Origin of the sequence: Nocardioides luteus, assembly GCF_014648595.1 — a bacterium.
Classification (GTDB): Bacteria; Actinomycetota; Actinomycetes; order Propionibacteriales; family Nocardioidaceae; genus Nocardioides; species Nocardioides luteus.
In genome coordinates this window covers 12,952-34,170 of sequence record NZ_BMRK01000011.1, presented here as the reverse complement: position 1 = coordinate 34,170, position 21,219 = coordinate 12,952, and the positions used below count along the sequence as shown (strand labels likewise).

Below are 21,219 nucleotides of genomic sequence, written 5' to 3'. Positions count from 1 at the left end.
GATGCGCGGGTCGGCGGTGAAGACGCCGTCGACGTCAAAAAACGCGAGCGCGACGGCGGTGGTGTCGGTGCCGCCACGGCCGAGCGTGGTGATGTCCTTGGTGTCTCGGGAGACGCCCTGGAAGCCGGCCACGATCGCGATCGCACCGTCGCCGATCGCGGACTGGATGCGCTCCGGGGTGATGCTGAGGATCTTGGCGCGACCATGCTGCGCGTCGGTGATCAGACCGGCCTGCGACCCGGTGAACGACCGGGCCTCATAGGCGAGCCCGCGCTCGTTCGCGACGTCGTTGATCGCCATCGCGAGCAGCGCCATGGACTGGCGCTCGCCGGAGGTGAGCAGCATGTCGAACTCGCGCGCATGCGCGGTCGCATCGGGCGAGACCTTGTTGGCGAGATCGATCAGCTCGTCGGTGGTGTCGCCCATGGCAGATACGGCCACGACTACGTCGTGGCCCTGCTCTTTGGTTGCGACCACTCGCTGAGCCACGCGCTTGATGCCCGCGGCGTCGGCTACTGAACTGCCACCATACTTCTGAACGACGATTCCCACGCCGGGAGAGTCTACGTGGCCGCGGTAGCCGTCTTCTCGAGCATCTCATCGGCGGCCGCCAAGTCCTCCTCCTCGCCGGTGAACGGCTCGGAGTCGAGGCGGTCGTGAGCGACGACCGTGAGCAGGGCGTTGAGCACGGCTCCGGCCAGGTTGCCCCAGTTGTTGACGTAGCTGAACTGCCACCACCACAGCGCCTCGTCGACGTCGCCGAGACGGTAGTGCCGCAGGCCGTACTCCAGGTCGGTCACCAGGCTCGCGACGTCGTCGGAGATCTGGCTGTCGACCACGTCGGGGGTGTAGGGGTCGAACACGAAGCTGTAGGTGTCGATGTCGCCGAACATCTCGGCGAGGCCCATCCGGAGCTCGTCGACGTCGGCCTCCATGCCCACGTCGGGCTGGAACTCCTCACGCGGCTCGAAGTCCTGCTGAGCGCCCAGCCGGGCACCGGCCAGCAGGATCTGGCTCACCTCCAGCAGCAGCATCGGGACGGCACTGCCACCGTCGCCGTCGGCGGCGATCGCGCGCACCGAGAGCAGGAAGCTCTCCACCGAGTCGGCGATGCTGGTGGCGAACTCCTTGCCGGTCAACTCGTTCGTCATGTCGGCCCCCTTCCCGAGGTCCCTGAATCGTCAGGCTACCGCCGAAGCGGCGGCCTGACGAGGGCGAAGATGCAGGTCTTAGGGACTACTCAGCCGCGCGGCGGCCGGCGAAGGCACGGCCGAGGGTCACCTCGTCGGCGTACTCCAGATCGCCACCGACCGGGAGGCCGCTCGCCAGACGAGTCACCTTGAGGCCGAGCGGACCGAGCTGACGGGTCAGATAGGTCGCCGTCGCCTCGCCCTCGAGGTTGGGGTCGGTGGCGAGGATCACCTCGGTGATCGCAGGGTCGTTGAGCCGCTGCACGAGCTCACGGATGCGCAGCTGGTCGGGGCCGATGCCGTCGATCGGGCTGATCGCACCACCGAGCACGTGGTAGCGACCACGGAACTCGCGGGTGCGCTCGATCGCGACGACGTCCTTGTATTCCTCGACCACGCACAGCACCGAGGGCTCGCGCCGCGGATCACGACAGATCCGGCACGTCTCCTCCTCGGAGACGTTGAAGCAGACCGAGCAGAACTTCACCTTCGCCTTGACCTCGTTGAGGATCGCGGCGAGCCGGTGTACGTCGGCTGGGTCTGCCTGCAGCAGATGGAACGCGATCCGCTGGGCACTCTTCGGGCCCACGCCCGGCAACCGTCCCAGCTCGTCGATGAGGTCCTGGACCACACCCTCGTACAACTCTGTGCCTGTCTTCTAGCTGTGCTTGTCTCAGAACCCGAGCTTGAACGGCGGCTCGTTGCCGCCCGGGGCGCCGCCCATGCCGCCCATGCCGCCCGCGAGCGGGCCCATCGCGTCGCCGGCGAGCTCGTCGGCCTTGCCCTTCGCGTCGCGGTAGGCGGCGACGATCACGGCGCCGAGGTCCTCGAGGTCGTCGGGGTTGTTGCCGTCGAACTCGCCCTGCTTGATCTCGACGCCGACCAGCTCACCGGTGCCGGTGAGCTTCACGGTCACTGCACCGCCGGCGACGGTGCCGTCGACGATCGTCTCGGCGAGCTTCTCCTGGGCGTCGACGATCTGGCTCTGCAGCGCCTGGGCCTGCTGCATGATCGCGTTGAGGTCGAGGCCGCCCTCGCCACCGAGACCTTCGAGTGGGTTCGTCATCTGTGCCGTCCTTGCTGTGGTCTAGTTGTGCGGGATCTCTTCGATCATCGTTGCACCCAGCTCCCGAGCGAGCAGGTCTTCGGCGCCCAGCGAGGCCGGCCCGTCGTAGGCCTGGTCGTCGGGGTTCACCGCCGCGTCGGCCTCTGCCAGACGCGCTGCCTGGTCGTCGACGGGCGGCTCGTAGTCAGCCGTACGCGTCGGGCGGATCGCCTCTCGGGCCTTGGCGATCGACCCGGCATCCGTCGGCGATCCTGACGACCCTTGGTCGGCGGGCGGGGGCGGCTGCTGGTCGGGCGGCGGCTCGGCGGCCCAGTCGGGCGGCGGGGCCTGCTCGTTCCAGGACGCCTCCGGCGACTGGCGCGGCTGGGCCGGCTCCTGGGGCTGGGTGGGCTGGGGCGTGGGCGTGGCCGGCCGCTGCGGGGCTCCCTGGCCCCCTCCGCCACCGCCGCCGACGATGGCCTCGATCTTCGGCTGGATGCCGATCACGTTGACCAGCGCCTGACCGAGGATCGGCTCGTGGCCACCGGTCGCGAACCGGTCGCGCAGGCCTGGTGAGGCGAAACCGAGGGTGAGCACGCCGTCGCGGAAGTCGACGACCTGAGCGTTCTGGCCCACCAGCGACCAGGTGGCCCGGCGCAGGCCCTTGGTCTGGGCGATCACGTCGTCCCAGAGTCTGCGGATGTCGACGTTCCCCATGCCACCCGACGACTGCGGCTGCGCAGGCTGGGCGGGCTGGGTCTGCTGGGCGGGCTGGGTCGATGGGGCCGGGGCCTGCTGTTGCGGCTGGCTGGGCGGCTCGGGAGCCGCCGGCCACGGCTCGGGCGTCTCCTGGGCTCGAGCCGGTTCCGGGTCGGACGCCGGCCCGGGCGTCGGCTCGGGCGTCGGGACATATGCCTGGACGGCCTCGACCTGCGAGGGCGCCGGTGGCACGGTCTCGTGTCCGGGCGCACCGACGGACGGCTTGAGCACCGGTCGGTCCTGCGCCGGGGCGGGGGCTGCCGGCTGAGCGGCCACCGTCGGCGTACCGCTGATCTCGATGCGCCGCTCCAGGCGGTCCAGCCGGGCTGCGAGGCCCTGGGCGCCGTCGGCCGCAGGAAGCAGCACCCGGGCGCAGATCAGTTCGAGCAGGAGCCGGGGAGCGGTGGCACCGCGCATCTCGGTCAGACCGGTCGCGACCGCGTCGGCCGCCCGGGAGAGGTCATGCGGTCCGAAGCGACCGGCCTGCGCGACCAGGCGCTCGCCGCCGTCCTCGGAGACGTCGATCAGACCGGTCGCGGGCGCGTCCGGAACCGCCTTGACGATGACCAGGTCACGCAGCCGACGGAGCAGGTCCTCGGTGAACCGGCGGGGGTCCTGGCCGGTCTCGATGATCTTGTCGATCACCCCGAACACCGCGGCGCCGTCATGAGCGGCGAAGGCGTCGACGACCTCGTCGAGGAGGGCGTCGGGGGTGTAGCCGAGCAGCCCGGCAGCCAGCTCGTAGGTCACTCCCTCCGGCCCGGCGCCGCCGAGCAGCTGGTCCATGACGGAGAGGCTGTCGCGCATCGACCCGGCGCCCGCGCGTGCGACCAGCGGGAGCGCGGCCGGCTCGACGTTGATCCCCTCCATCTCGCACAACGTCGCGATGTAGTCGGAGACCAGCTTGGGCGGGAACAGGCGGAACGGGTAGTGGTGGGTGCGCGACCGGATCGTCGGGATGACCTTCTCCGGCTCGGTCGTCGCGAAGATGAAGCGCAGGTGCTCCGGCGGCTCCTCGACGAGCTTGAGCAGCGCGTTGAAACCCTGCGTCGAGACCATGTGGGCCTCGTCGATGATGTAGACCTTGTAGCGGCTCTTCACCGGCGCGAAGAAGGCCTTCTCCCGCAGGTCACGGGCGTCGTCGACGCCGCCGTGGGAGGCCGCGTCGATCTCGATCACGTCGATGCTGCCGGGGCCACCACGCGCCAGGTCCCGACACGACTCGCACTCCCCGCACGGGTCCGCGATCGGCGCCTTCTCACAGTTCAGCGCCCGCGCCAGGATCCGCGCCGAGGTCGTCTTGCCGCAGCCGCGCGGGCCGGAGAAGAGGTACGCATGGTTGACCCGGTTGCCCGCGAGCGCGTTGCGCAGCGGGCCGGTGACGTGATCTTGGCCGATGACCTCGGCGAACGTCTCCGGCCGGTAGCGGCGGTAGAGGGCAAGGGGTGCGTCCACCCGATAGACCCTATCCGCCTGCACCGACAGTTTGCGACCGCGCGCGACCTGGTTCCAGGAACGCGCGCGAATGTGCGGGCAAATAGAAAAGGCCCCCCACGTACCCGACAGAGCTCGCTTATCCTTGCTGCCTTCCGGCCCTGGGGAGGTTCGACAAGATGCCGCCACATGGGGGGTTGCCCGAGAGTCTAGACGAGTCCCCTCGCCGAACCCAAAGGCGGCCCACCCGCCCCTCCGCCGATTTCCCCGATGCTCCCTGAGCCGCGTAAGATCCCTCACGGATCTGTCGCCTAGTGGCCTATGGCGCACGGCTGGAATCCGTGTTGGGTTAACGCCCTCGGGGGTTCGAATCCCCCCAGATCCGCCAGCAGGAAACCTTGGTTGACCTGCAAGAACGCCGATCCGGCAGCGCAAGCTCCGGATCGGCGTTCTGCATCTCGGCCCAGGAATCAGTCCAGGATCGCGTACGCCTCGACCTCGACGAGCACGTCGGGCTCGAACAGATAGTCCACGCCGATGGCGGACAGCGGCGGTAGCGGTTGCGGGATACCGAGCTCGTCGACGACGCTCTCGAGGCCCGCGACGAAGGCCTCGTACTTCTCCGGGGTCCAGTCAGTCACGAAGAACCGAAGACGGACGACGTCGGCGAAGGTCGCCCCGGCGCTGGCCAGGCCGCGGGCCGTGTTGCGCAGGGCGTGGGCCAGTTGGCCGGCGAGGTCACCCGGAGCGACACCGCGGCCGAGCTCGTCACGGGCGATCTGCCCGGCGACGTGGATGTGACGGGTGCCGGTCGCCACGGAGACGTGGTGATAGGGCACGGGTTGGAACATGCCTTCCGGCGTGAGCAGATCGACGGACATGATGAGATTCCTTTCGACGGATGAGGTTTCTCATGTGTACTTGGTATCCAGAGGACACTTCAACGAGACTAGGTGTCATGCCGGACACCGCCCCCGAACCCCTCCGAATGACCGCGGAGCATCGCGAGCTCCTCGACCAGCTCCTCGACAAATGGTCGCTCCAGGTGCTCGACACGCTCTGCGAGCGGCCGCGACGCTTCAACGAGCTGCGTCAGGCGATTCCGGCGGTGACCCAGAAGTCGCTCACCACGGCGCTTCGACGCCTCGAGCGCAACGGCATGGTCACCCGGGTCGTGCTGAGCACCCGACCGGTCGCGGTCGAATACCGCATCAGCCCGCTGGGCAGCACCCTCCAGGACCTCATCGACCGGCTCTACCACTGGACCACCACCACGTTGCCCGAGGTGGAGGCGGCACGCGAGGCGTACGACCGGTCCGAGTGACCGGCTACATCGAGCCCTTGCGCCGCGAGAACAGCGGCCGCAGGACGAGCCCGAGGCCGAGCGCGCCACCACCGCCGATGCCCCACCAGACCGCGTTCTTCCGCACGGTGGCGAGCGGGTCGGCCTTCTCCCGAGCCGCCGGCGCCTGCTCGACCGCCGGGGTCTCGTCCGGCTTCTCGGCCACGGGACGGGTGAGCGCGTCGTAGGCGTTCACGACGCCGGCACCCCAGTAGCGCCCGCCCTGGCCCTCCCGGCCGGAGGTGGTGCTGTAGAGGCGGTCGATGACCTGCGTGGCGCTCCAGCCGCGGTTGGTCGACCAGATCAGCGCGAGCACCGCAGAGACCTCGGCCGAAGCGAACGACGTCGAGATCGTGTCGACCCAGCACGGCTTGCCGAAGAGCGTCTTCGAGGCGGCGCCGTAGGTGGGGGCGGTGACGTCGGTGTTGGAGTTGGGAAGAACGGTGAAGTCGGGGTCGGAGGCCCAGGTGCGCGACGCGCTGACGGTGACGATGGAGTCGTTGGCATTGGGGAAGACGCCGGGCCCGACATCCCGGCTCGACACCTCGCCCGAGACGCCGGACCAGTCTGCGGCCGTCACCACGATGGCGCCCTTCTTGACGAGCGCGTCGACCGCGCTGTCCAGCCCTGAGGCCCCTTGCGCGGCGGGGAGACCGATGTCGACGATCAGCCCCTTCGCGTTGCCCTTGGCCAGCGACCTGAGCTCGGCGACCATCCGCTTGGCGTCGACCGTCGACTTGTCCTGGCCCACCTTGAGCACGGGATGGTCGCTGAGTCTCGCCTTCGGTGCGATCGACGAGATCAGGCCGGCGCCGACGGTGCCGTGATATTCCTGGGCGCTCCGGCTGTAGCCCGAGTCGACCACCGCGATCCGGATTCCCTGGCCCTGCTTGCTCACCTTCTGCGCGTCGGCGATCCGCATGATCGCGAACGGCGCGGCCGACGCCGGCACCGGCGCGGTCTGGGTCTCCGGCTTCGGGGGTGCACCACCGCCGGTGTTCTTGGCATAGGCCGAGCACATCGCCCGCTCCTCCGCCGCGTACGCCGGGGTCGGGCCGCCCACCAGGGTCAGCCCGCCCACGACGGCAGCGAGCGCGACGCCGCTACGCAGCAGGGTCACAGGGGCTCGCACTTGCTCTCCTCGACCTTGCCGGTGTTGGGCGGGCAGAGCGCCAGCTCGGTCGAGAGGGCTGCGCCGCTCGGGAGCAGCTGCAGCCAAGTGCTGGGCACGATCGGGCCGGAGTCGGTGGTCAGACCGAGCCGTCCGACCGTGGTCGGGCCGTCGAGCGTGTTGGCGGTGCCGCGGGCGTCGATGAGGAACGGCGTCGCGCTCTCCTTCGAGACGTCCTCACCGCTCGCGGCGTAGACGAAGGCACCCTTGCCCGGGTCGACCCGGGCAGCGGTCAGGTCGTCGGCGGCAGGAGGCTCCGAGACCGGCCAGGCGTCCTCACCCGGCTGGATGCCGAGTCGCACCGTCGTACGGTCGCTGGTGTCGAGCCGCGCGCAGGCGGCGCCGGTCGCCGGTTCGAGGTTCGACCTCGGCCAGAAGGTGGATGCCTCCAGGCGCTCGCCGTTGATGTTGGGCTGCGAGTCCAGCGACTGCAGGTTGACCTTGTCACCGAAGGCGAGGTCGTAGACCTCGCTGGCGAACTCCTCGAGCCGGATCCACCCGCTCTCGGTCATGAGGTATTCCTTGGCGAGGTAGTTGCCCTTCGTCCCGATCGGGTACTCCTCACCCTCCACGGCTTGTCCGGCCTTGCTGAAGGTGGTCCCGAACGAGTCTCCTGCCAGGGCACCGCCTGCGGGGAAGAGATTGACCCAGGCTTGAGGCACCGTGGGCGTCGGGACCGGGTCTGTGAAGATGCGGTCGGCATACGTCTCCGCGTCTCCTTCGACCTTGAAGCTGTACGCCTGGGTCTCCCCCTCGACGTTCGTGCTGTCTGCGATGAGGTAGGTGCCCTCGGTGGTCCGCACGAAGAACCCTGCGGCCCCGGCAGCACGCACGTCAGGCTTGGCGGAGATGTTCAGGAACGTTCCTGCGCCATCAGCCGTGCAGGCGGTCCAACCCGTCTTGATGAAGTCCGCCTCCGTCGGGAGCTCCTCGGGGACCTTCGGGCCGGAGAGGCCGATCGTCGCCTTCGGGAACTCCTTGTCGATCTCCTCCTGGTCGATGACCTTCGAACTCTTCTCCAGGTCGAGCCCCAGGATGAGCTGGGCGCTGGCCAGATTGACCACCGGGTGGAGCTCCTTCTCCTTCTCCGGGCCGGTGACCACGTAGCGCGCGCCGCCTTTGGTCACGATCAGCCCGTCCTCGTCGGCCCAGCCGGTCGCGGCCTTGGGCGAGAGGAAGTGGGCTACCGCGCCGCCGGCGATGAGCAGCACAGCCAGGACGAGGCCGCCGAAGACCGATCGGCCCGGTCGGGCGGGCTCGACCTCACGCCCACCCGGGGCGCCGGAGAGGAACGCGGAGACGAGTCGGCGGCGGCTGAAGGCATGGGCCTCTACGAGGTCCTTCTTGGTGGCCATCAGAAACCAGCCACCGCGGCACCGAAGAGCCCGGAGGCGAGGACCATCAGCGGCAGCATCGCCAGCAGACAGATGGTCTCGGCGACGTCAGCCAGACGGCCGCGACGGATGGACCCGACGTCGGGGACGAGCGTGAGCACGAGGAGTACGCCGCCGGCGGCCGCCAGCACGACAGCGGTCGTCGGCCGCCACGACTCGTGGTAGACCAGCAGCGCGGCACCGATCGCGAGCAGGCCGGCGATCCCGGAGACCAGGCCGACGAGCACCTCGGAACCGGTCCGGTACTGCCGGGTGCGCAGCATCAGCACGACGCACGCGGCGAGGGCCAGCAGGGTGCCGAAGAGGCCGAGCCGCACCACGAACGGCGAGGTCAGCACGACCAGGACGCCGACGGAGAGGGAGATCGCGATCAGGATCTCGTGAGCGACCTTGGCGTCGACGCGGACCTGGTCCTCCCGGATCTCCTCGGGGTCGAGGTTGATGTCCTCGTCGGAGTAGAGCTGCGGCACGTCGGTCTTGGTCGTGCTCAGCGCGAGCCACGGGAAGAAGCTGCCGGCCAGCACCACGACGACCAGCACGATGCCGAGCACCACACCTGCCTTCCAGCCGGTCGCGCTCAGCAGCAGGCCGGCGATCAGGAAGACGCCGCCGACCAGAGCGCCCGGCATGGCCAGCATCCGCGCCTCGCCGAGCCCGAGGAAGCCGATCGCGGCGACCATCATCGCGCCGGAACCGGCGAACGCGAGCGGAAGCCCGACCCCACCGTCGCCGACCGCGGCGGCACCGATCAGGAAGCCGGCGACCGCGCCGTAGACCTCGCCGATCCAGACCGCGGAGATCGCGGCGTCGTTCTCCGCCTCGAGACGGGAGAGCACGATCGCGCCGCCGCCCAGGACGATGCCGATCACGGCGGCAGCGACGCCGGCGAGCATCGACGGCGCCTGGGTCCACAGCGCACCGGCGCCGAGGAGCAGCAGCAGCGCGGCGGCCAGCAGCGACGTACGCCGCCCGGCCTCGGGCTTCCACGGAGCCATCTCGCTCTCGACGACGTCGGTCATCGCCTCGACGACGTCGTCGTAGACGCGCGGCGGCTTGTCGTCGATGCCGGCGCTGACGGTGAGGACGCCACCGTCCTCGACACCCTGCGGGATCAGACCGAGGTCGCCGGTGAGCTTGCGGCCGTCGGCGAGCACGACGCGGTAGCCCGCGTAGGCCGTCTGCGGGTCGAGGAGCCCGACGCTTCGCGCGAGCTCGGGGACGAGCTCTGCCACCGGCACCGAGCCCGGCAGCACCAGATCCATCCGGCGGGTGCCGGAGGCGACAGTGACCCGAACCAACCCAGTGGGCGCCACCTGCGCCTGCGTCATTTCACGAACCTCTCGCGTCGTGCTTGTGCCCGGGACGAACCGACAGCGTGTCCCGAGAGTCAGCCTCTACATGGGCCCGCTGATCAGACAGCGAGCGTCAGCGCTGACTTTGCCATAAAACGACGGCCCCGTGTACGACAGAACGCCGTCGCGAGCGACGCGAGACGCGTGCGCTGGCAAGGCGCCGCTTCGAACGCGGTCCGGGTCGACCGTGGAGAAGCGGCAACGCCGCCAGCGTGCGCGTCTCGCGACGCGTAGCAGGCGGGCTGTCGTACACGGGGCCGTACACCGAGGGGACCGGTGCGTGCACCGATCCCCTCGTGTTGCTCGTGTGCTGAAGAACTCAGCCGCCGAAGCCGGCCGCACCACGGCGGTCAGCGTTCTGCATGTCCTGCTGCGACTGGCCCACGAAGGCCGCGCTCTGCGCGAGCGACTGCTGGATCTCAGCCACCGCGCGGTCCCACTTGGCCTGAGCCTGGGCGTAGGCGTTGGCCGCCTCACCGGTGAACTCAGACTTCAGCTTGTTGATGCGGTTCTCCAGGTTGGAGAGCTCCCCGTCCATCTTCTTCACGCCGTTGCTGAGCGTGTCGATGATGTTCGCCATGTCTCCGTGATTGACGACAATCTCTTCACCCATGTCAGTTTCCTTTCAAAGTCCGGTTTTGAATTCGGGATCTGACCGGGTGGTCAGCCACCCATCTTGAACGAGATGCTGTCCATGTTGGAGCTGACCGAGCGAGTCGACGCAGCGACGTCCTCATCGGCCTGGCTACCGACCTTGCGAGCCTCGGTGAGACCGTTGGTGAGCTCGTCGAGGGCGTTCGTGATGTCGCGCGACTTCTGCTCCCAGGTCTGGATGAGCTGGGCGAACGCGTTACCGCCCGCACCGTGCCAACCCTTGTCCTTGGCGGCCTTGGCCTCGCTGGCAGTCGACGCGCTGATGCTCTGCAGCTTGCCCTTGGCCTCGGCGATGTCGTTGACGGCGGTGTTGATCGCCTGGCCTTGCTTCATCTCACTGCTCATGCTGCTGTCCTTCCACCGGCGGAACCGGTTTTCCTAGGTTAGATACCTGTTGGAGCCCGGTTCCCATGGGCTCCCCCGAGGTCCGGACACCGTGTTCATACCCCGTCTCCGGAGTTCTAAACACGAATCTTTGAACTTTTTTGTGGCCGCGGCGGCTAGCTGCTGAAACCTGATTCCCACAGGTGCCGGAAGAACCCGGACGAGACCACGAACGAGGCGATGACGATCGCTCCGCACAGCGACTCCGCCCAGTCGGCCCGAGCCGCCCACTTCGCCGAGCGCCAGCCCCGACCGGTCGCGATCGCCGCGATGATGACGGCGAAACCGATCACCACGACACCCACCCCGAACCAGGAGACGAGCTCCGGCGCCGCCCAGCCTACGAAGGCCCGGACCCCGACCGCCAGTGCAATGATCCCGGCGACCCGGAGCACGCCGCGGGGCAGCCAGTAGCGATAGCTGCGTGCCGAGAGCAGGATGACGAAGGCGCCCGCCAGGGTGATCACCCAGCCGCCGACCCGGTCGACGTTGGCGGTCGCGGTCGCCACCAGGGCCGGACCGCTGGCCACGACCACGGCCAGGACCGCCCAGGAGGCCGCCGCCAGCGTGCGTGCGCCGCGATCGGCGACGTGGGTGACCTCGTCGATCGGGACGGTCGTCTTGCCAGAGGCGGTCTTCGCCCGCGCCGACCACGCGGTCACCGACAGCTTGGAGACGTCGAGGAGGTAGGAGTCGGGGACGTCGACGGCGTAGGAGGGCACGATCCGGGCCGCGAGGGCAGCGGCGGCGAACAGGATCGACCACGGCACCTGCGGCGAGGTGCCGAACAGGGCGCACAGCGCGGTCACCACGAACACGGCGACCCCGGCGATGGTCCAGATCTTCAGCGCGGCGTCGGCGGTGTCGACGAGGGAGCGCGCGATCGTCGCCACGATCGCACCGGTCAGACCCGCCACGCCGACCGCCATCGGCAACGTCTCGGCGACCGGTTGGACGGTGATCACGAAGCCTGCGCCGGCGGCGAAGGCCGGCGCGACGATCGCCCGACGGGCGGCGTACGGCCCGGTGGGGACGAGGCCGATCAGGGCACCGACGCCGAGCACGGCGGCGATCGTCAGCTGGTGCCAGCCCTCGGCGTACACGCCGAGGCCGGCGGCGGCGACCGCCAGCAGCGTGGCCAGGCCGACCCAGTAGAACGAGAAGTTGCCCGCGGTGACCGGCTCCGGGGCGGGAGTCTCGGCGGCCTCACGGCGGGTGTAGGCCTGGGTGGGCGGCGAGTCGGCGGCGAGCAGGGCACCGGTGGTGATGCCGCGGGAGGCCAGCGAGGCGTCCGGCGGGACGATCTCGCCACGCCGGTCGCGCAGCACCGGAGCGGCGGGAAGACCGACCGCGGTCGCGTACTCCCGAGCCAGGTCCGAGGCGTGCGCGTCGGACGGGACGACGATGTCGACCACCCCGGCGGTGCCATGGACCGTGACCGCCAGTCCACCTGCTGCGAGCGCCGGCTCGACGGCATCGGCCGTCTGAGTGGGCATGACACCTCCCGGATGCGTGAAGACCCTGTGACAGAGTTCCACATCGGAAGCTCCACGGCCCGTTTTACCGGACGGGCACGGTTAAGGGTAGTAGCCGGGGTGTGGGCACTCTAAGATCCTGACCACCTGCGGAGGCATCCGGGCCCGCGGGCGTACTGAACAGTTCCAGGGGGACACGTGACCATCGCTGCGACCGCCGGCGGTACCCGCACCGAGGAGCCGGAGGTCCCCGAAGGGGAGCTGGCACTCAACGCACCGCCGGCCATCGAGGAGGGCGAGGGCGTCGGCGGCGTCCTGATGAACGCCATCCCCATGCTCGGTGGTCTCGGGTCGGTCGTGCTGATCGCCACGATGCAGTCGGGTCAGGGCGGCTCGCCGCCGATCCAGCGCTACATCGCCGCCGGCATGTTCCTCTTCGCGACCCTCGGCTTCATCTTCGTGCAGATCGACCGTCAGCGGAAGCAGAAGCAGAAGCAGGTCGGCGGGCAGCGCACCGACTACCTGCGCTACCTGGCCGGCGCCCGGCAGTCGGCCCGCCGGGCCGGCGAGCAGCAGCGCAAGGCGCTGACCTGGCACTACCCCGCACCGTCCTCGCTCCCGGCGATCGCCGAGGAGCGCAGTCGCCTGTGGGAGCGGCCCAACACCCACAAGCGCTTCCTCGACGTACGCTACGGCGTCGCCAACCAGCCGCTCGCGCTGACGCTGGTGCCGCCCCAGCAGACCCCGATCGACCAGGTCGACCCGGCCTCGGCCAGCGCGCTGCACCGGCTGCTGACGGTGCACCGCGTCCAGCCCGACCTGCCCGCAGCGACCAACCTGCGTGGCTTCGACAAGATGGAGATCTGCGGCAGCGAGGACCAGGCCCGTTCGCTCGCCCGGGCGCTGATCTGCGGGATGACCGCGTTCCACTCCCCCGAGCAGCTGGTCGTCGCGGTCCTCACCTCCGAGCGCAACCTGGCCGAGTGGGACTGGGTCAAGTGGCTCCCGCACGCGCAGAGCGGCCGTGAGGTCGACGCCGTCGGCCCGCGCCGGATGGTGGTCACCAACATCAACGACCTCGGCGCGCTCCTCCCGACCGAGGTCGGCGAGCGGGCCCGCTGGGGCACCGACGACCGCGTGCCGTCCCCGCAGATCGTGGTGATCGTCGACGGCGGCTCGGTCCCGCCGGGCAACCACGTGCTGCCCGACGACGGCATCCAGGGCGTCACCGTCATCGACCTGCCGACCCACTGGGACGAGCTCTTCGACTCCAGCCGGGTGCGGTTCCTGATCGACGACGAGGAGCCCGACGAGAACAACACCGTCCCCGGCTACCAGGTCCGCGTACGCATGGACCCCGTGCGCCTCCGTGTCGACCAGATGTCGATGGCCGACGCCGAGGCCTACGCCCGCCGCCTGACCGCGCTCTACACCGTGGCGCCGGAAGGCTCCGACGCGGCCGCGGAGACGCCGCAGGACACCGAGATCGCGGCCCCGAAGGACTACATGGCGCTGCTCGGTCTGGGCGACGTCCGCTCCTTCGACCCGGAGGTCGCCTGGCGCCCCCGCGCCAACCGCGACCGTCTGCGGGTGCCCGTCGGTGTCGGCGAGGCCGGCCAGCAGGTCTACATGGACATCAAGGAGTCGGCCCAGCAGGGTATGGGGCCGCACGGCCTCGTCATCGGTGCGACCGGTTCCGGTAAGTCGGAGTTCCTCCGCACCCTCGTCCTCGGTCTGGTGCTCACCCACCCGCCGGAGGTCCTCAACCTGGTGCTGGTCGACTTCAAGGGTGGTGCGACCTTCGCCGGGATGGCGGGCATGCCGCACGTCTCCGCGGTGATCACCAACCTCGAGGGCGAGCTCACCCTGGTCGACCGTATGCAGGACGCGCTCTCCGGTGAGATGACCCGCCGCCAGGAGCTCCTGCGCGAGGCCGGCAACTTCTCCTCGCTGAAGGACTACGAGAAGGCCCGTACGCAGGACCCGTCGATGGATCCGCTGCCGTCGCTCTTCATCGTGGTCGACGAGTTCTCCGAGATGCTCTCGGCCAAGCCGGAGTTCATCGACCTCTTCGTCGCGATCGGCCGACTGGGCCGATCCCTCGGCATCCACCTGCTGCTCGCCTCGCAGCGTCTCGAGGAGGGCCGGCTGCGCGGGCTCGACTCGCACCTCTCCTACCGCGTCGGTCTGCGCACCTTCTCCGCGCAGGAGTCGCGCACCGTGCTCGGTGTGCCGGACGCCTACGAGCTCCCGGCGATCCCCGGCCTCGGTTACCTCAAGCCCGACCCGACCTCGATGCAGCGGTTCCGGGCTGCGTATGTCTCGGGGCCGCCGGCCGCGGGCTCCCGGATCCGTCGCGACGAGGGCGGCAAGCTGCAGGGTATCTTCCCGTTCTCGATCGCCGAGGTGAAGCAGCTGGCGATGCCGGCCGAGGAGGAGGAACGGCCCGCCGCCCCGGTCGTCGGCGCGGACGGCGTCGAGAAGTCGATGCTCGACATCGCGGTCGACCGGATGACCGGCCACGGCACTCCGGCCCACCAGGTCTGGCTGCCGCCGCTCGACATCCCCGACACGCTCGACTCGCTGATGCCCGATCTGACCACGTCGCCCGAGCTCGGCCTGCACTCGCCGTCCTGGAAGCGGCTCGGCGGCCTGGTGGTGCCGCTCGGCATCGTGGACAAGCCGCGTGAACAGCTGCGCGACACCCTCACCGTCGACCTCCGCGGCGCCGCAGGCCACGTCGCGGTCATCGGTGCGCCGCGTACGGGCAAGTCGACCACGCTGCGCACGATCGTCACCTCGATGTCGCTGACCATGACGCCTCACGAGGTGCAGTTCTTCGTCCTCGACTTCGGTGGCGGCACGTTCGCGCCGCTGGCCAAGCTGCCGCACGTCGCCGGTGTCGGCACCCGCTCCGAGCCCGATGTCGTACGCCGCGTGCTGGCCGAGATCTCCGGCATCATCGACCGTCGCGAGGCCTACTTCCGGGCCCAGGGCATCGACTCGATCGAGACCTACCGGACACGACGTGCACGCGGCCAGGCCGACGACGGTTGGGGCGACGTCTTCCTCGTCATCGACGGCTGGGGCACGCTGCGCGCCGACTTCGACGATCTCGAGTACGCCATCCAGGAGATCGCTCCGCGCGGCCTGACCTTCGGCGTCCACATCGTCGCCGCGGCGGGTCGTTGGGCCGAGTTCCGCTCGTCGATGCGCGACGTCTTCGGCACCAAGCTCGAGCTGCGACTGGGTGACCCGATGGACTCCGAGCTCGACCGCAAGCTGGCCGCCCTGGTGCCGACCGGGCGTCCGGGTCGAGGCATCGTGAAGGAGAAGCTCCACTTCCTCAGCGCGCTGCCTCGGATGGACGGCGACGGCTCCGCCGCCACGCTCGGCGACGGTGTCGACGACCTGATCTCTCGGGTCTCGGCCGCCTGGCAGGGCCCGGCCGGCCCGAAGCTGCGCCTGCTGCCCGAGCAGATCACTCTCGAGCGGGTGCGCGAGCAGGCCGGCGTCACCGAGGAGCAGCCCGGCAAGCGGATCCTGCTCGGAGTCAACGAGAAGGAGCTGGCCCCGGTCGGGCTCAACCCCGACACCGAGCCCCACCTGCTCGTCTTCGGCGACGGCCAGTCCGGCAAGTCCTCGATGCTGCGCAGCATCGCTCGCGAGATCATGCGTACGCACACCCCGAAGGAAGCGCAGATCGCAGTCGTCGACTATCGGCGCTCGCTGCTCGGCGAGATCCCGGAGGACTACCTGGTCGGCTACCTCACCTCGGCGACGCAGGCCAACCCAACGCTGAACGACCTGGCGGCCTATCTGACCAAGCGGATCCCGGGCCCGGACGTCACCCCCGAGGAGCTGCGCAACCGCTCGTGGTGGTCCGGCGCGGAGCTCTTCGTGCTGGTCGACGACTACGACCTCGTCTCGACCCAGCAGGGCTCGCCCCTCGCGCCGCTGCAGCCTCTGATGGCCCAGGCAGGCGACGTCGGCCTGCACGTCATCGTCGCCCGTCGCTCGGGTGGTGCGTCGCGAGCGCTCTACGAGTCGGTCATCCAGTCGATGCGCGACCTGGCGATGCCGGGCCTGCTGCTCTCCGGCAACCCGGACGAGGGCCCGCTCATCGGCAACCTCCGGCCCGTCCCGACGCTGCCGGGTCGTGGCCGTCTGGTCACCCGTGACCGTGGGGTCGAGGTCATCCAGCTGGCGTGGAGCGAGTCGTCGCTCTGATCGAACGAGCCGGGCCGTCCGACTGACAGAACGGGCCCACGATCCTGATCAGGATCGCGGGCCCGTTCTTCGTCGCACCCACGCTGCAGAGTGTGACGGTCGCGTTACTCGAACGCTCCCGAGGTCGCATAGCTGTTGAGGCTGTTCCGCAGTGGCTTCAGCGCCGTGCTTCGTATGTCTTCGGCATCAGGCATCTTCCACTTCTCGACGGTGAACTCGTCTTTCCCGCCGAGAAGCACCAGTGCGGTCCCCTCGAAAGCGATCCTGTAATCGAGCTGGCCGGTCGGGTCCGGCCCCTCGTGGAGGAGGCCCCAGACGAGGTCCTCATTTCCGTCGCCGTTGACGTCGGTGATCATCGGACGATCCCCGGTCCAGACATCGCTGTCGTAGCTGTGGTGATCGATCGGGTTGCCCAAGGTCCAGGAGCTGGCCTGGACGAAGGTCTTTGCCGACGAGTCGTAGTCGTAGACGGCGATGCTGTCGCCCTGCTTGTTGCCCTGGAACTCGATCAGCTCATCGCGATCGTCGCCGTCCACGTCGGCGAAGAGCGCCGAATGGGCGCTCTTGTGCTCAGCGAAGAGCTTCAGCGTGTCCTCGGGCATGTTGACCTTCTCGAACGACTTGCCGGTGGAGATCAGCATCTGCCCGACGATGGTGCCAGGCTCCTCAGGGCCACTGCCGAAGGAGATGTCAGCCTTACCGTCGCCGTTGACATCACCTGCCGTCAGGTAGACACCCTTGAAGATGCCCGACCAGTCGCCCGTCAACCAGTCCTTCGCCTCAGACCAGGTTCCGTCCTCCTGACTGAGCGAGACGGTGAAGTAGTACTTCAGGTCTTTCAGCTTCGCGAGCTCGTTGTCATCGGCGGGGAGCTTCTTTCCGTTCCCCACCGAGACGACGGCGACATCGGCACGCTTGTCACCGTTGAAGTCGTCGCAGAGGACAGCCAGACGTCGACCGGAGACCGGAACCTGCATGGACCCGCTCTTGTGATCTTTGTTGGTGGAGTCGACGGTGATCCTGGACCCCCGCCCGGACACCGTGACGGCGTCCTCGATCCCGTCGCCGTCGATGTCACCCATCAGCATCCCGTGCTGGCCCTTGAGCTCCTTGGCCGCCCCCAGGCCCTCGCCCGAGGACGTGAACCGCACGAGCGGCTCGAAGGCCAAGCTCCCTCTGAGCCCCTCAAGACCGCTGCCGAACACCAGGTCGCCCTTGCCGTCACCGTCGAAGTCTCCGGTGACGAGCGCTCTGGGCTTGTCCGAGTCGTTCTCGGTGACCTTCAGCGTGATGCCGGTGGCCGCTGCACCGGCGACGACCACCACCGCAGCCGCCGCCGCGGCGATCCACCACCGGCTGCGGGCGCGTTTGAGGGTCACCGCCGCTCCCGAGGAGAAGCCCATCTGGCGGTCGGCCATCGCCGCGAACCGGTCGCGCACCCGGAGTGCATCGCTGGTCCGATCGGCGGGGTCCTTGGTGAGCAGGCCGCCCTGTCCGGAGAGCAGGTCGTTGGCCTGCAGCGTGAAGTCGCCACGGCCGGGCAGCGTCGGGATGGGCTGAGAGCTGTGCGCCATCGCCGTCTCGACGTCGTTGGCCCCGGTGAAGGGCACCTCGCCGGTGACCAGCTCGTAGAAGAGACACCCGAGCGAGTAGAGGTCGCTCGCCGGGCTGGGCGCCGCCCCCATCGCGCGCTCGGGGGCCAGATAGTCCCAGGCGCCGGAGTGGATACCAGGCCGGGCGGTCGCGGAGTCGTCGGCTCGCGCGGCCGCGAAGTCGGAGAGGTAGGCGTACGGCGGGTTGTTGCCGTCGCGCAGCAGGATGTTCGACGGCTTCACGTCACCGTGCACGACCCCGACCTCGGGCGAGTGGATCGCTGCCAGGCCATCGGCGATCTGGGCACAGATGTCGGCGGCCAGCGGGCCGGGCAGCTTCCCGCGAGCCTCGAGCAGGGAGCCGAGATCGCCGCCGTCCGCGTACTGCGAGACCAGGTAGGGAGCACCCTCGTCGGTCCGACCGTTGGTGTAGACGTCGATGACGTGAGGTGACTCGAGCTTGGCCATGAGCGTGGCCTGCTTGTCGAAACGACTCACGAACTCGGGGTCACGGGCGCCACGTCCGAGGAGCACCTTGATCGCGACCGCCCGGTTGAGGCGTGTGTCCATCGCCCGGTAGACGACCGCCGAGTCGTTGGACGCCACCTGCCGCTCCAACCGGTAGGGCCCGATCATGCCCGGAGCACCTCCCTGGGGGGAGGCAGCGGGCTGGCCCGCCGACGACGGGTGCGGTGGAGGGGGCGGCGCGGGCTGATTCGGGACCTGGGTCGGCGCCTGGGTCGGAGGCGGAGGCGGTGGCGGAGGGGCAGAAGCACTGCGCCGAGCGGCCCGCGGCCGGATCGTCGTCTTGTCCGGGTCGTCCGTCGTCGGACGCTCGAACGAAGGGGGCTGCGGCCTCTCGGCTCCCTCACCGCCGACAACGGTCCGGTCGGGATCCGAGCCCTGTCCGCCCGCAGGGTCGCCGGGCGAGGAGTTGGCAGGATCGGTCATCCGAGGGTCCCTCCCATGAGGTTGTTGTTGTCGACGTCGCCTTCGGGTGACGGCTCCCAGGTGGCGAGGGTGCGCACCGTGAAGTTGCCGTCCTTGCCGGCGAACGCGCCGTAGAACTTGTACGGCTCGCTCGACGTGTCACGAGTGACTCCGACGACGTCGGCCAAGCCGTCCCCGTTCAGGTCGGCGAGGGTCGCGTCGAACGATGTCGGGTTGTCGAAGAGGTCGTTGGGAGACGGAAGGCGGCCGCGTACGGCCTGGGAGAAGGACGACAGATCCTTGGCCCAGGTGCCGATGACGATCGGGCTACCGGAGTTGTCGCCGATGCCCTCCACCACGAGCTCGTCCTTGCCGTCGCCGTTGACGTCGCCGGCCAGGAAGGCGTTGGCCTGCCCCGAGCCGTTCTCGTAGAGGAACTGGTTGAACTGACGGGTGATCGCGAACTCCTTCTCCAACGGCGTCGCGGTCTTCCCGTCGCCGACGTAGACCCTCAGCGAGGAGGTGATCTCCTGCTCGCGCGAGTCGTCGGAGCGCAGTCCATTGCGGTTCATCAGCAGAATGTCGCCCATGTGATCGCCGTTGAAGTCGCCGATGGCCACCCGTTGTCTGTCCTTGTTCGGGTAGGTCAGGAACAGCTCGGGAGCGTCGAAGCCGGAGCCTGTGTTGTGGAAGACGTAGATCTGGCCCTCCCCGGCCATGAAGCCGAGGTCCTTTCGTTCAGGGTCGGGATGCGAGTAGTCGACCGACATGAACAGGTCGTCGCGTCCGTCTCCGTCGAAGTCCTCGGCTCCCATGCCGTAGAAGAAGTCGGAGTCCTTCATCTTGGCGTTCTGGGCCTTCAACGAGGGCGCATCCACGTGGCCCTCGAAGGCGCCGGTGACCTTCAGGCCGCGCTCGTCCCGCGCCAGGGTCACCATCGAGTTCTTCTTGTCGCCGCGGAAATCCCCGACCAACGGGAAGACGTCCAGAGCGGGCGCGTCTGGGGTCAGCTGGGGACTGTCGACCTTGACGGGCTTCGAGGGGGTCAGCTTCCGGCCGTCGGACTTCCAGGTGATGACATCGACGCCCTTGCCGTCCGGCCTCACGACATCGGTCACCACGTCGCCGAACTTGTCCCCGTTCACGTCCGCGTACGCAGCGCCCTTGACGGTCGGGACGATCGGCTCGGGCCCGTCCTCGACCCAGGGCTGGGTGATCGCGAGGGCGCCACCGACACCGAGGACGGCCACGCCGGCCATCGCGCCGAGCACCCGGAGCGGGGTGATCTTGGACGGACGCGCCTGCTCCTCGATCAGGATCGCCTCGGCCTCGGTGGGCGGGCGGATCGCGGAGACCAGGATCGGCGTCGGGTTGGGGTCGGTCATCGACGGCGCTGGGACGAGCTGGGGCGGGGAGGTGATCTCGCGCAGCTCGAGCAGGTCGTCCTTGAGGGCCGCGGCGCTCTGGTAGCGGTTGCGCTGGTCCTTCGCCATGGTGAGCTGGAGGATGCGGTTGGCGGTGCGGGTCCACTCGTCGTCACCGACGAACTGCGGGATCGGCGCGCTCTGGTGGGCCATCGCGACCTGCACGGCCTCGCCCGAGTAGGGGACCTTGCCGGTCAGGCTGAACCAGAACATGCAGCCGGCGGCGTAGATGTCTCGCGTGGGCGCCGGCTGGATGGGCCGGCCCTGAGCGTCCCGGTCGTCGCGTACGTACTCGGGCGCGAGGTAGTTCCAGGTGCCGGTGATGCCGCCGGTGGCCGAGTCGGACGCGGAGGTCGCGATGCCGAAGTCGCAGAGGAAGCCGCCGAGGTCGATGGGGCTCTGCGGGTTGCGGATCAGCACGTTGGACGGCTTCACGTCCTGGTGGATGATGCCGGCCTGATGGGCGTCGTGGAGCGCCTCGGCGACCTGGGCGTTGACCAGGCTGGCCAGGTGCGGAGCGAGCGGTCCGCTGCCGCGTACGAGGCCGGACATGTCGCCGCCCTTGATGAACTGGGTGACGATGAACGGGCTGCCCTGCTGCTCACCGATGTCGTAGATCGCGATGATGTGGGGCGAGCGGATCTGCGCCAGCGTCTGCCCCTCGCGGATGAACATGTCGATGAACTCGCGGTCGGCGAGATGGGCGTGCACCATCTTCAGCGCGACCTGGCGTTCGAGCTTGGTGTCGAAAGCGTCGTACACGACACCCATTCCGCCCTCGCCGAGGATGCGATCCAGACGGTAGTGGCCGAACACTGCCCCGGGATGAAGCGTCGTCATACA

Annotated in this window: 16 protein-coding genes, 1 tRNA gene and 1 other RNA gene; 3 read left to right on the top strand and 15 right to left on the bottom strand. The window is 69.2% G+C overall.

From position 1 onward, the window contains the following. From IEY81_RS24230 to ffs, 6 genes are all read right to left on the bottom strand, one after another. Window positions 1–552, bottom strand: a 552-nt coding sequence (locus IEY81_RS24230) for an amino acid kinase family protein (RefSeq protein WP_444544155.1), incomplete at its 3' end; no start/stop codon positions are given. A gap of 11 nt (window positions 553–563) precedes the next feature. After that, a complete protein-coding gene (locus IEY81_RS14500; RefSeq protein WP_189119197.1) occupies window positions 564–1,151 on the bottom strand; it encodes a DUF5063 domain-containing protein in 588 nt (195 codons plus the stop codon). A gap of 85 nt (window positions 1,152–1,236) precedes the next feature. After that, window positions 1,237–1,833, bottom strand: coding sequence for a recombination mediator RecR (gene recR, locus IEY81_RS14495; protein ID WP_189119196.1), 597 nt, complete (start codon window positions 1,831–1,833; stop codon window positions 1,237–1,239). A 30-nt stretch (window positions 1,834–1,863) separates the two neighbouring features. Continuing rightward, window positions 1,864–2,256 (bottom strand): YbaB/EbfC family nucleoid-associated protein, encoded by a 393-nt coding sequence (locus IEY81_RS14490; protein WP_189119195.1) that lies wholly within the window; start codon window positions 2,254–2,256, stop codon window positions 1,864–1,866. Between the two features lie 21 nt (window positions 2,257–2,277). After that, complete coding sequence (locus IEY81_RS14485) at window positions 2,278–4,449, bottom strand: DNA polymerase III subunit gamma and tau (RefSeq protein ID WP_189119194.1); 2,172 nt, start codon at window positions 4,447–4,449, stop codon at window positions 2,278–2,280. Window positions 4,450–4,536: 87 nt separating this feature from the next. Beyond that, window positions 4,537–4,627: signal recognition particle sRNA small type (ffs, locus tag IEY81_RS14480), an RNA gene on the bottom strand. 101 nt (window positions 4,628–4,728) lie between these two features. Here ffs and IEY81_RS14475 point away from each other — a divergent pair. Beyond that, window positions 4,729–4,816, top strand: a tRNA-Ser gene (locus IEY81_RS14475). 82 nt (window positions 4,817–4,898) lie between these two features. Here IEY81_RS14475 and IEY81_RS14470 read toward each other — a convergent pair. Next, the gene (locus IEY81_RS14470) at window positions 4,899–5,309 is read right to left on the bottom strand and encodes a RidA family protein (RefSeq protein ID WP_189119193.1); all 411 of its coding nucleotides are present in this window, start codon (window positions 5,307–5,309) and stop codon (window positions 4,899–4,901) included. A 77-nt stretch (window positions 5,310–5,386) separates the two neighbouring features. On the opposite strand from IEY81_RS14470, the gene IEY81_RS14465 reads away from it, so the two are divergent. Further along, a complete protein-coding gene (locus IEY81_RS14465; protein WP_189119192.1) occupies window positions 5,387–5,752 on the top strand; it encodes a winged helix-turn-helix transcriptional regulator in 366 nt (121 codons plus the stop codon). A gap of 4 nt (window positions 5,753–5,756) precedes the next feature. Here the strand turns inward: IEY81_RS14465 and IEY81_RS14460 are convergent, their stop codons facing one another. The 6 genes from IEY81_RS14460 to IEY81_RS14435 all read right to left on the bottom strand — a co-directional run bounded on the left by IEY81_RS14460 (window position 5,757) and on the right by IEY81_RS14435 (window position 12,221). Beyond that, window positions 5,757–6,902: a S8/S53 family peptidase gene (locus IEY81_RS14460; protein ID WP_189119191.1), complete on the bottom strand. Its 1,146-nt coding sequence runs from the start codon at window positions 6,900–6,902 to the stop codon at window positions 5,757–5,759. Next, window positions 6,887–8,296 carry a type VII secretion protein EccB gene (locus tag IEY81_RS14455; RefSeq protein WP_189119190.1) on the bottom strand — a complete coding sequence of 470 codons (1,410 nt, stop codon included), beginning with the start codon at window positions 8,294–8,296 and terminating at the stop codon, window positions 6,887–6,889. The genes IEY81_RS14460 and IEY81_RS14455 overlap by 16 nt, the downstream gene beginning before the upstream one ends. Beyond that, complete coding sequence (eccD, locus tag IEY81_RS14450; RefSeq protein WP_189119189.1) at window positions 8,296–9,663, bottom strand: type VII secretion integral membrane protein EccD; 1,368 nt, start codon at window positions 9,661–9,663, stop codon at window positions 8,296–8,298. Before eccD ends, IEY81_RS14455 begins: the two co-directional genes overlap by 1 nt. Window positions 9,664–10,006: 343 nt before the next feature. Then, window positions 10,007–10,300 carry a WXG100 family type VII secretion target gene (locus tag IEY81_RS14445; RefSeq protein WP_189119188.1) on the bottom strand — a complete coding sequence of 98 codons (294 nt, stop codon included), beginning with the start codon at window positions 10,298–10,300 and terminating at the stop codon, window positions 10,007–10,009. A gap of 50 nt (window positions 10,301–10,350) precedes the next feature. Beyond that, entirely contained in the window at window positions 10,351–10,686 is a 336-nt protein-coding gene (locus tag IEY81_RS14440; RefSeq protein WP_189119187.1) for a WXG100 family type VII secretion target, read from the bottom strand. Window positions 10,687–10,841: 155 nt separating this feature from the next. After that, entirely contained in the window at window positions 10,842–12,221 is a 1,380-nt protein-coding gene (locus IEY81_RS14435) for a ubiquitin family protein (RefSeq protein WP_189119186.1), read from the bottom strand. 177 nt (window positions 12,222–12,398) lie between these two features. Here IEY81_RS14435 and eccCa point away from each other — a divergent pair, with 177 nt between their 5' ends. Further along, window positions 12,399–16,430 carry a type VII secretion protein EccCa gene (eccCa, locus tag IEY81_RS14430; protein WP_189119185.1) on the top strand — a complete coding sequence of 1,344 codons (4,032 nt, stop codon included), beginning with the start codon at window positions 12,399–12,401 and terminating at the stop codon, window positions 16,428–16,430. A gap of 104 nt (window positions 16,431–16,534) precedes the next feature. On the opposite strand, the gene IEY81_RS14425 is transcribed toward eccCa, so the two are convergent. Both IEY81_RS14425 and IEY81_RS14420 read right to left on the bottom strand, forming a co-directional pair. Beyond that, on the bottom strand, window positions 16,535–18,658 hold the full coding sequence (locus tag IEY81_RS14425; RefSeq protein ID WP_189119184.1) for a protein kinase domain-containing protein: 2,124 nt from the start codon (window positions 18,656–18,658) through the stop codon (window positions 16,535–16,537). Between the two features lie 311 nt (window positions 18,659–18,969). Continuing rightward, on the bottom strand, window positions 18,970–21,216 hold the full coding sequence (locus IEY81_RS14420) for a protein kinase domain-containing protein (RefSeq protein ID WP_189119183.1): 2,247 nt from the start codon (window positions 21,214–21,216) through the stop codon (window positions 18,970–18,972). Window positions 21,217–21,219: the final 3 nt, after the last annotated feature.

Excerpts from the sequence above, each read along its gene's own strand:
- IEY81_RS14500 (WP_189119197.1), bottom strand. The coding sequence starts at position 1,151 with ATGACGAACGAGTTGACCGGCAAGGAGTTCGCCACCAGCATCGCCGAC.
- IEY81_RS14490 (WP_189119195.1), bottom strand. The coding sequence starts at position 2,256 with ATGACGAACCCACTCGAAGGTCTCGGTGGCGAGGGCGGCCTCGACCTC.
- IEY81_RS14470 (WP_189119193.1), bottom strand. The coding sequence starts at position 5,309 with ATGTCCGTCGATCTGCTCACGCCGGAAGGCATGTTCCAACCCGTGCCC.
- IEY81_RS14465 (WP_189119192.1), top strand. The coding sequence starts at position 5,387 with ATGCCGGACACCGCCCCCGAACCCCTCCGAATGACCGCGGAGCATCGC.
- IEY81_RS14455 (WP_189119190.1), bottom strand. The coding sequence starts at position 8,296 with ATGGCCACCAAGAAGGACCTCGTAGAGGCCCATGCCTTCAGCCGCCGC.
- eccD (WP_189119189.1), bottom strand. The coding sequence starts at position 9,663 with ATGACGCAGGCGCAGGTGGCGCCCACTGGGTTGGTTCGGGTCACTGTC.
- IEY81_RS14445 (WP_189119188.1), bottom strand. The coding sequence starts at position 10,300 with ATGGGTGAAGAGATTGTCGTCAATCACGGAGACATGGCGAACATCATC.
- IEY81_RS14440 (WP_189119187.1), bottom strand. The coding sequence starts at position 10,686 with ATGAGCAGTGAGATGAAGCAAGGCCAGGCGATCAACACCGCCGTCAAC.
- IEY81_RS14435 (WP_189119186.1), bottom strand. The coding sequence starts at position 12,221 with ATGCCCACTCAGACGGCCGATGCCGTCGAGCCGGCGCTCGCAGCAGGT.
- IEY81_RS14425 (WP_189119184.1), bottom strand. The coding sequence starts at position 18,658 with ATGATCGGGCCCTACCGGTTGGAGCGGCAGGTGGCGTCCAACGACTCG.
- IEY81_RS14420 (WP_189119183.1), bottom strand. The coding sequence starts at position 21,216 with ATGACGACGCTTCATCCCGGGGCAGTGTTCGGCCACTACCGTCTGGAT.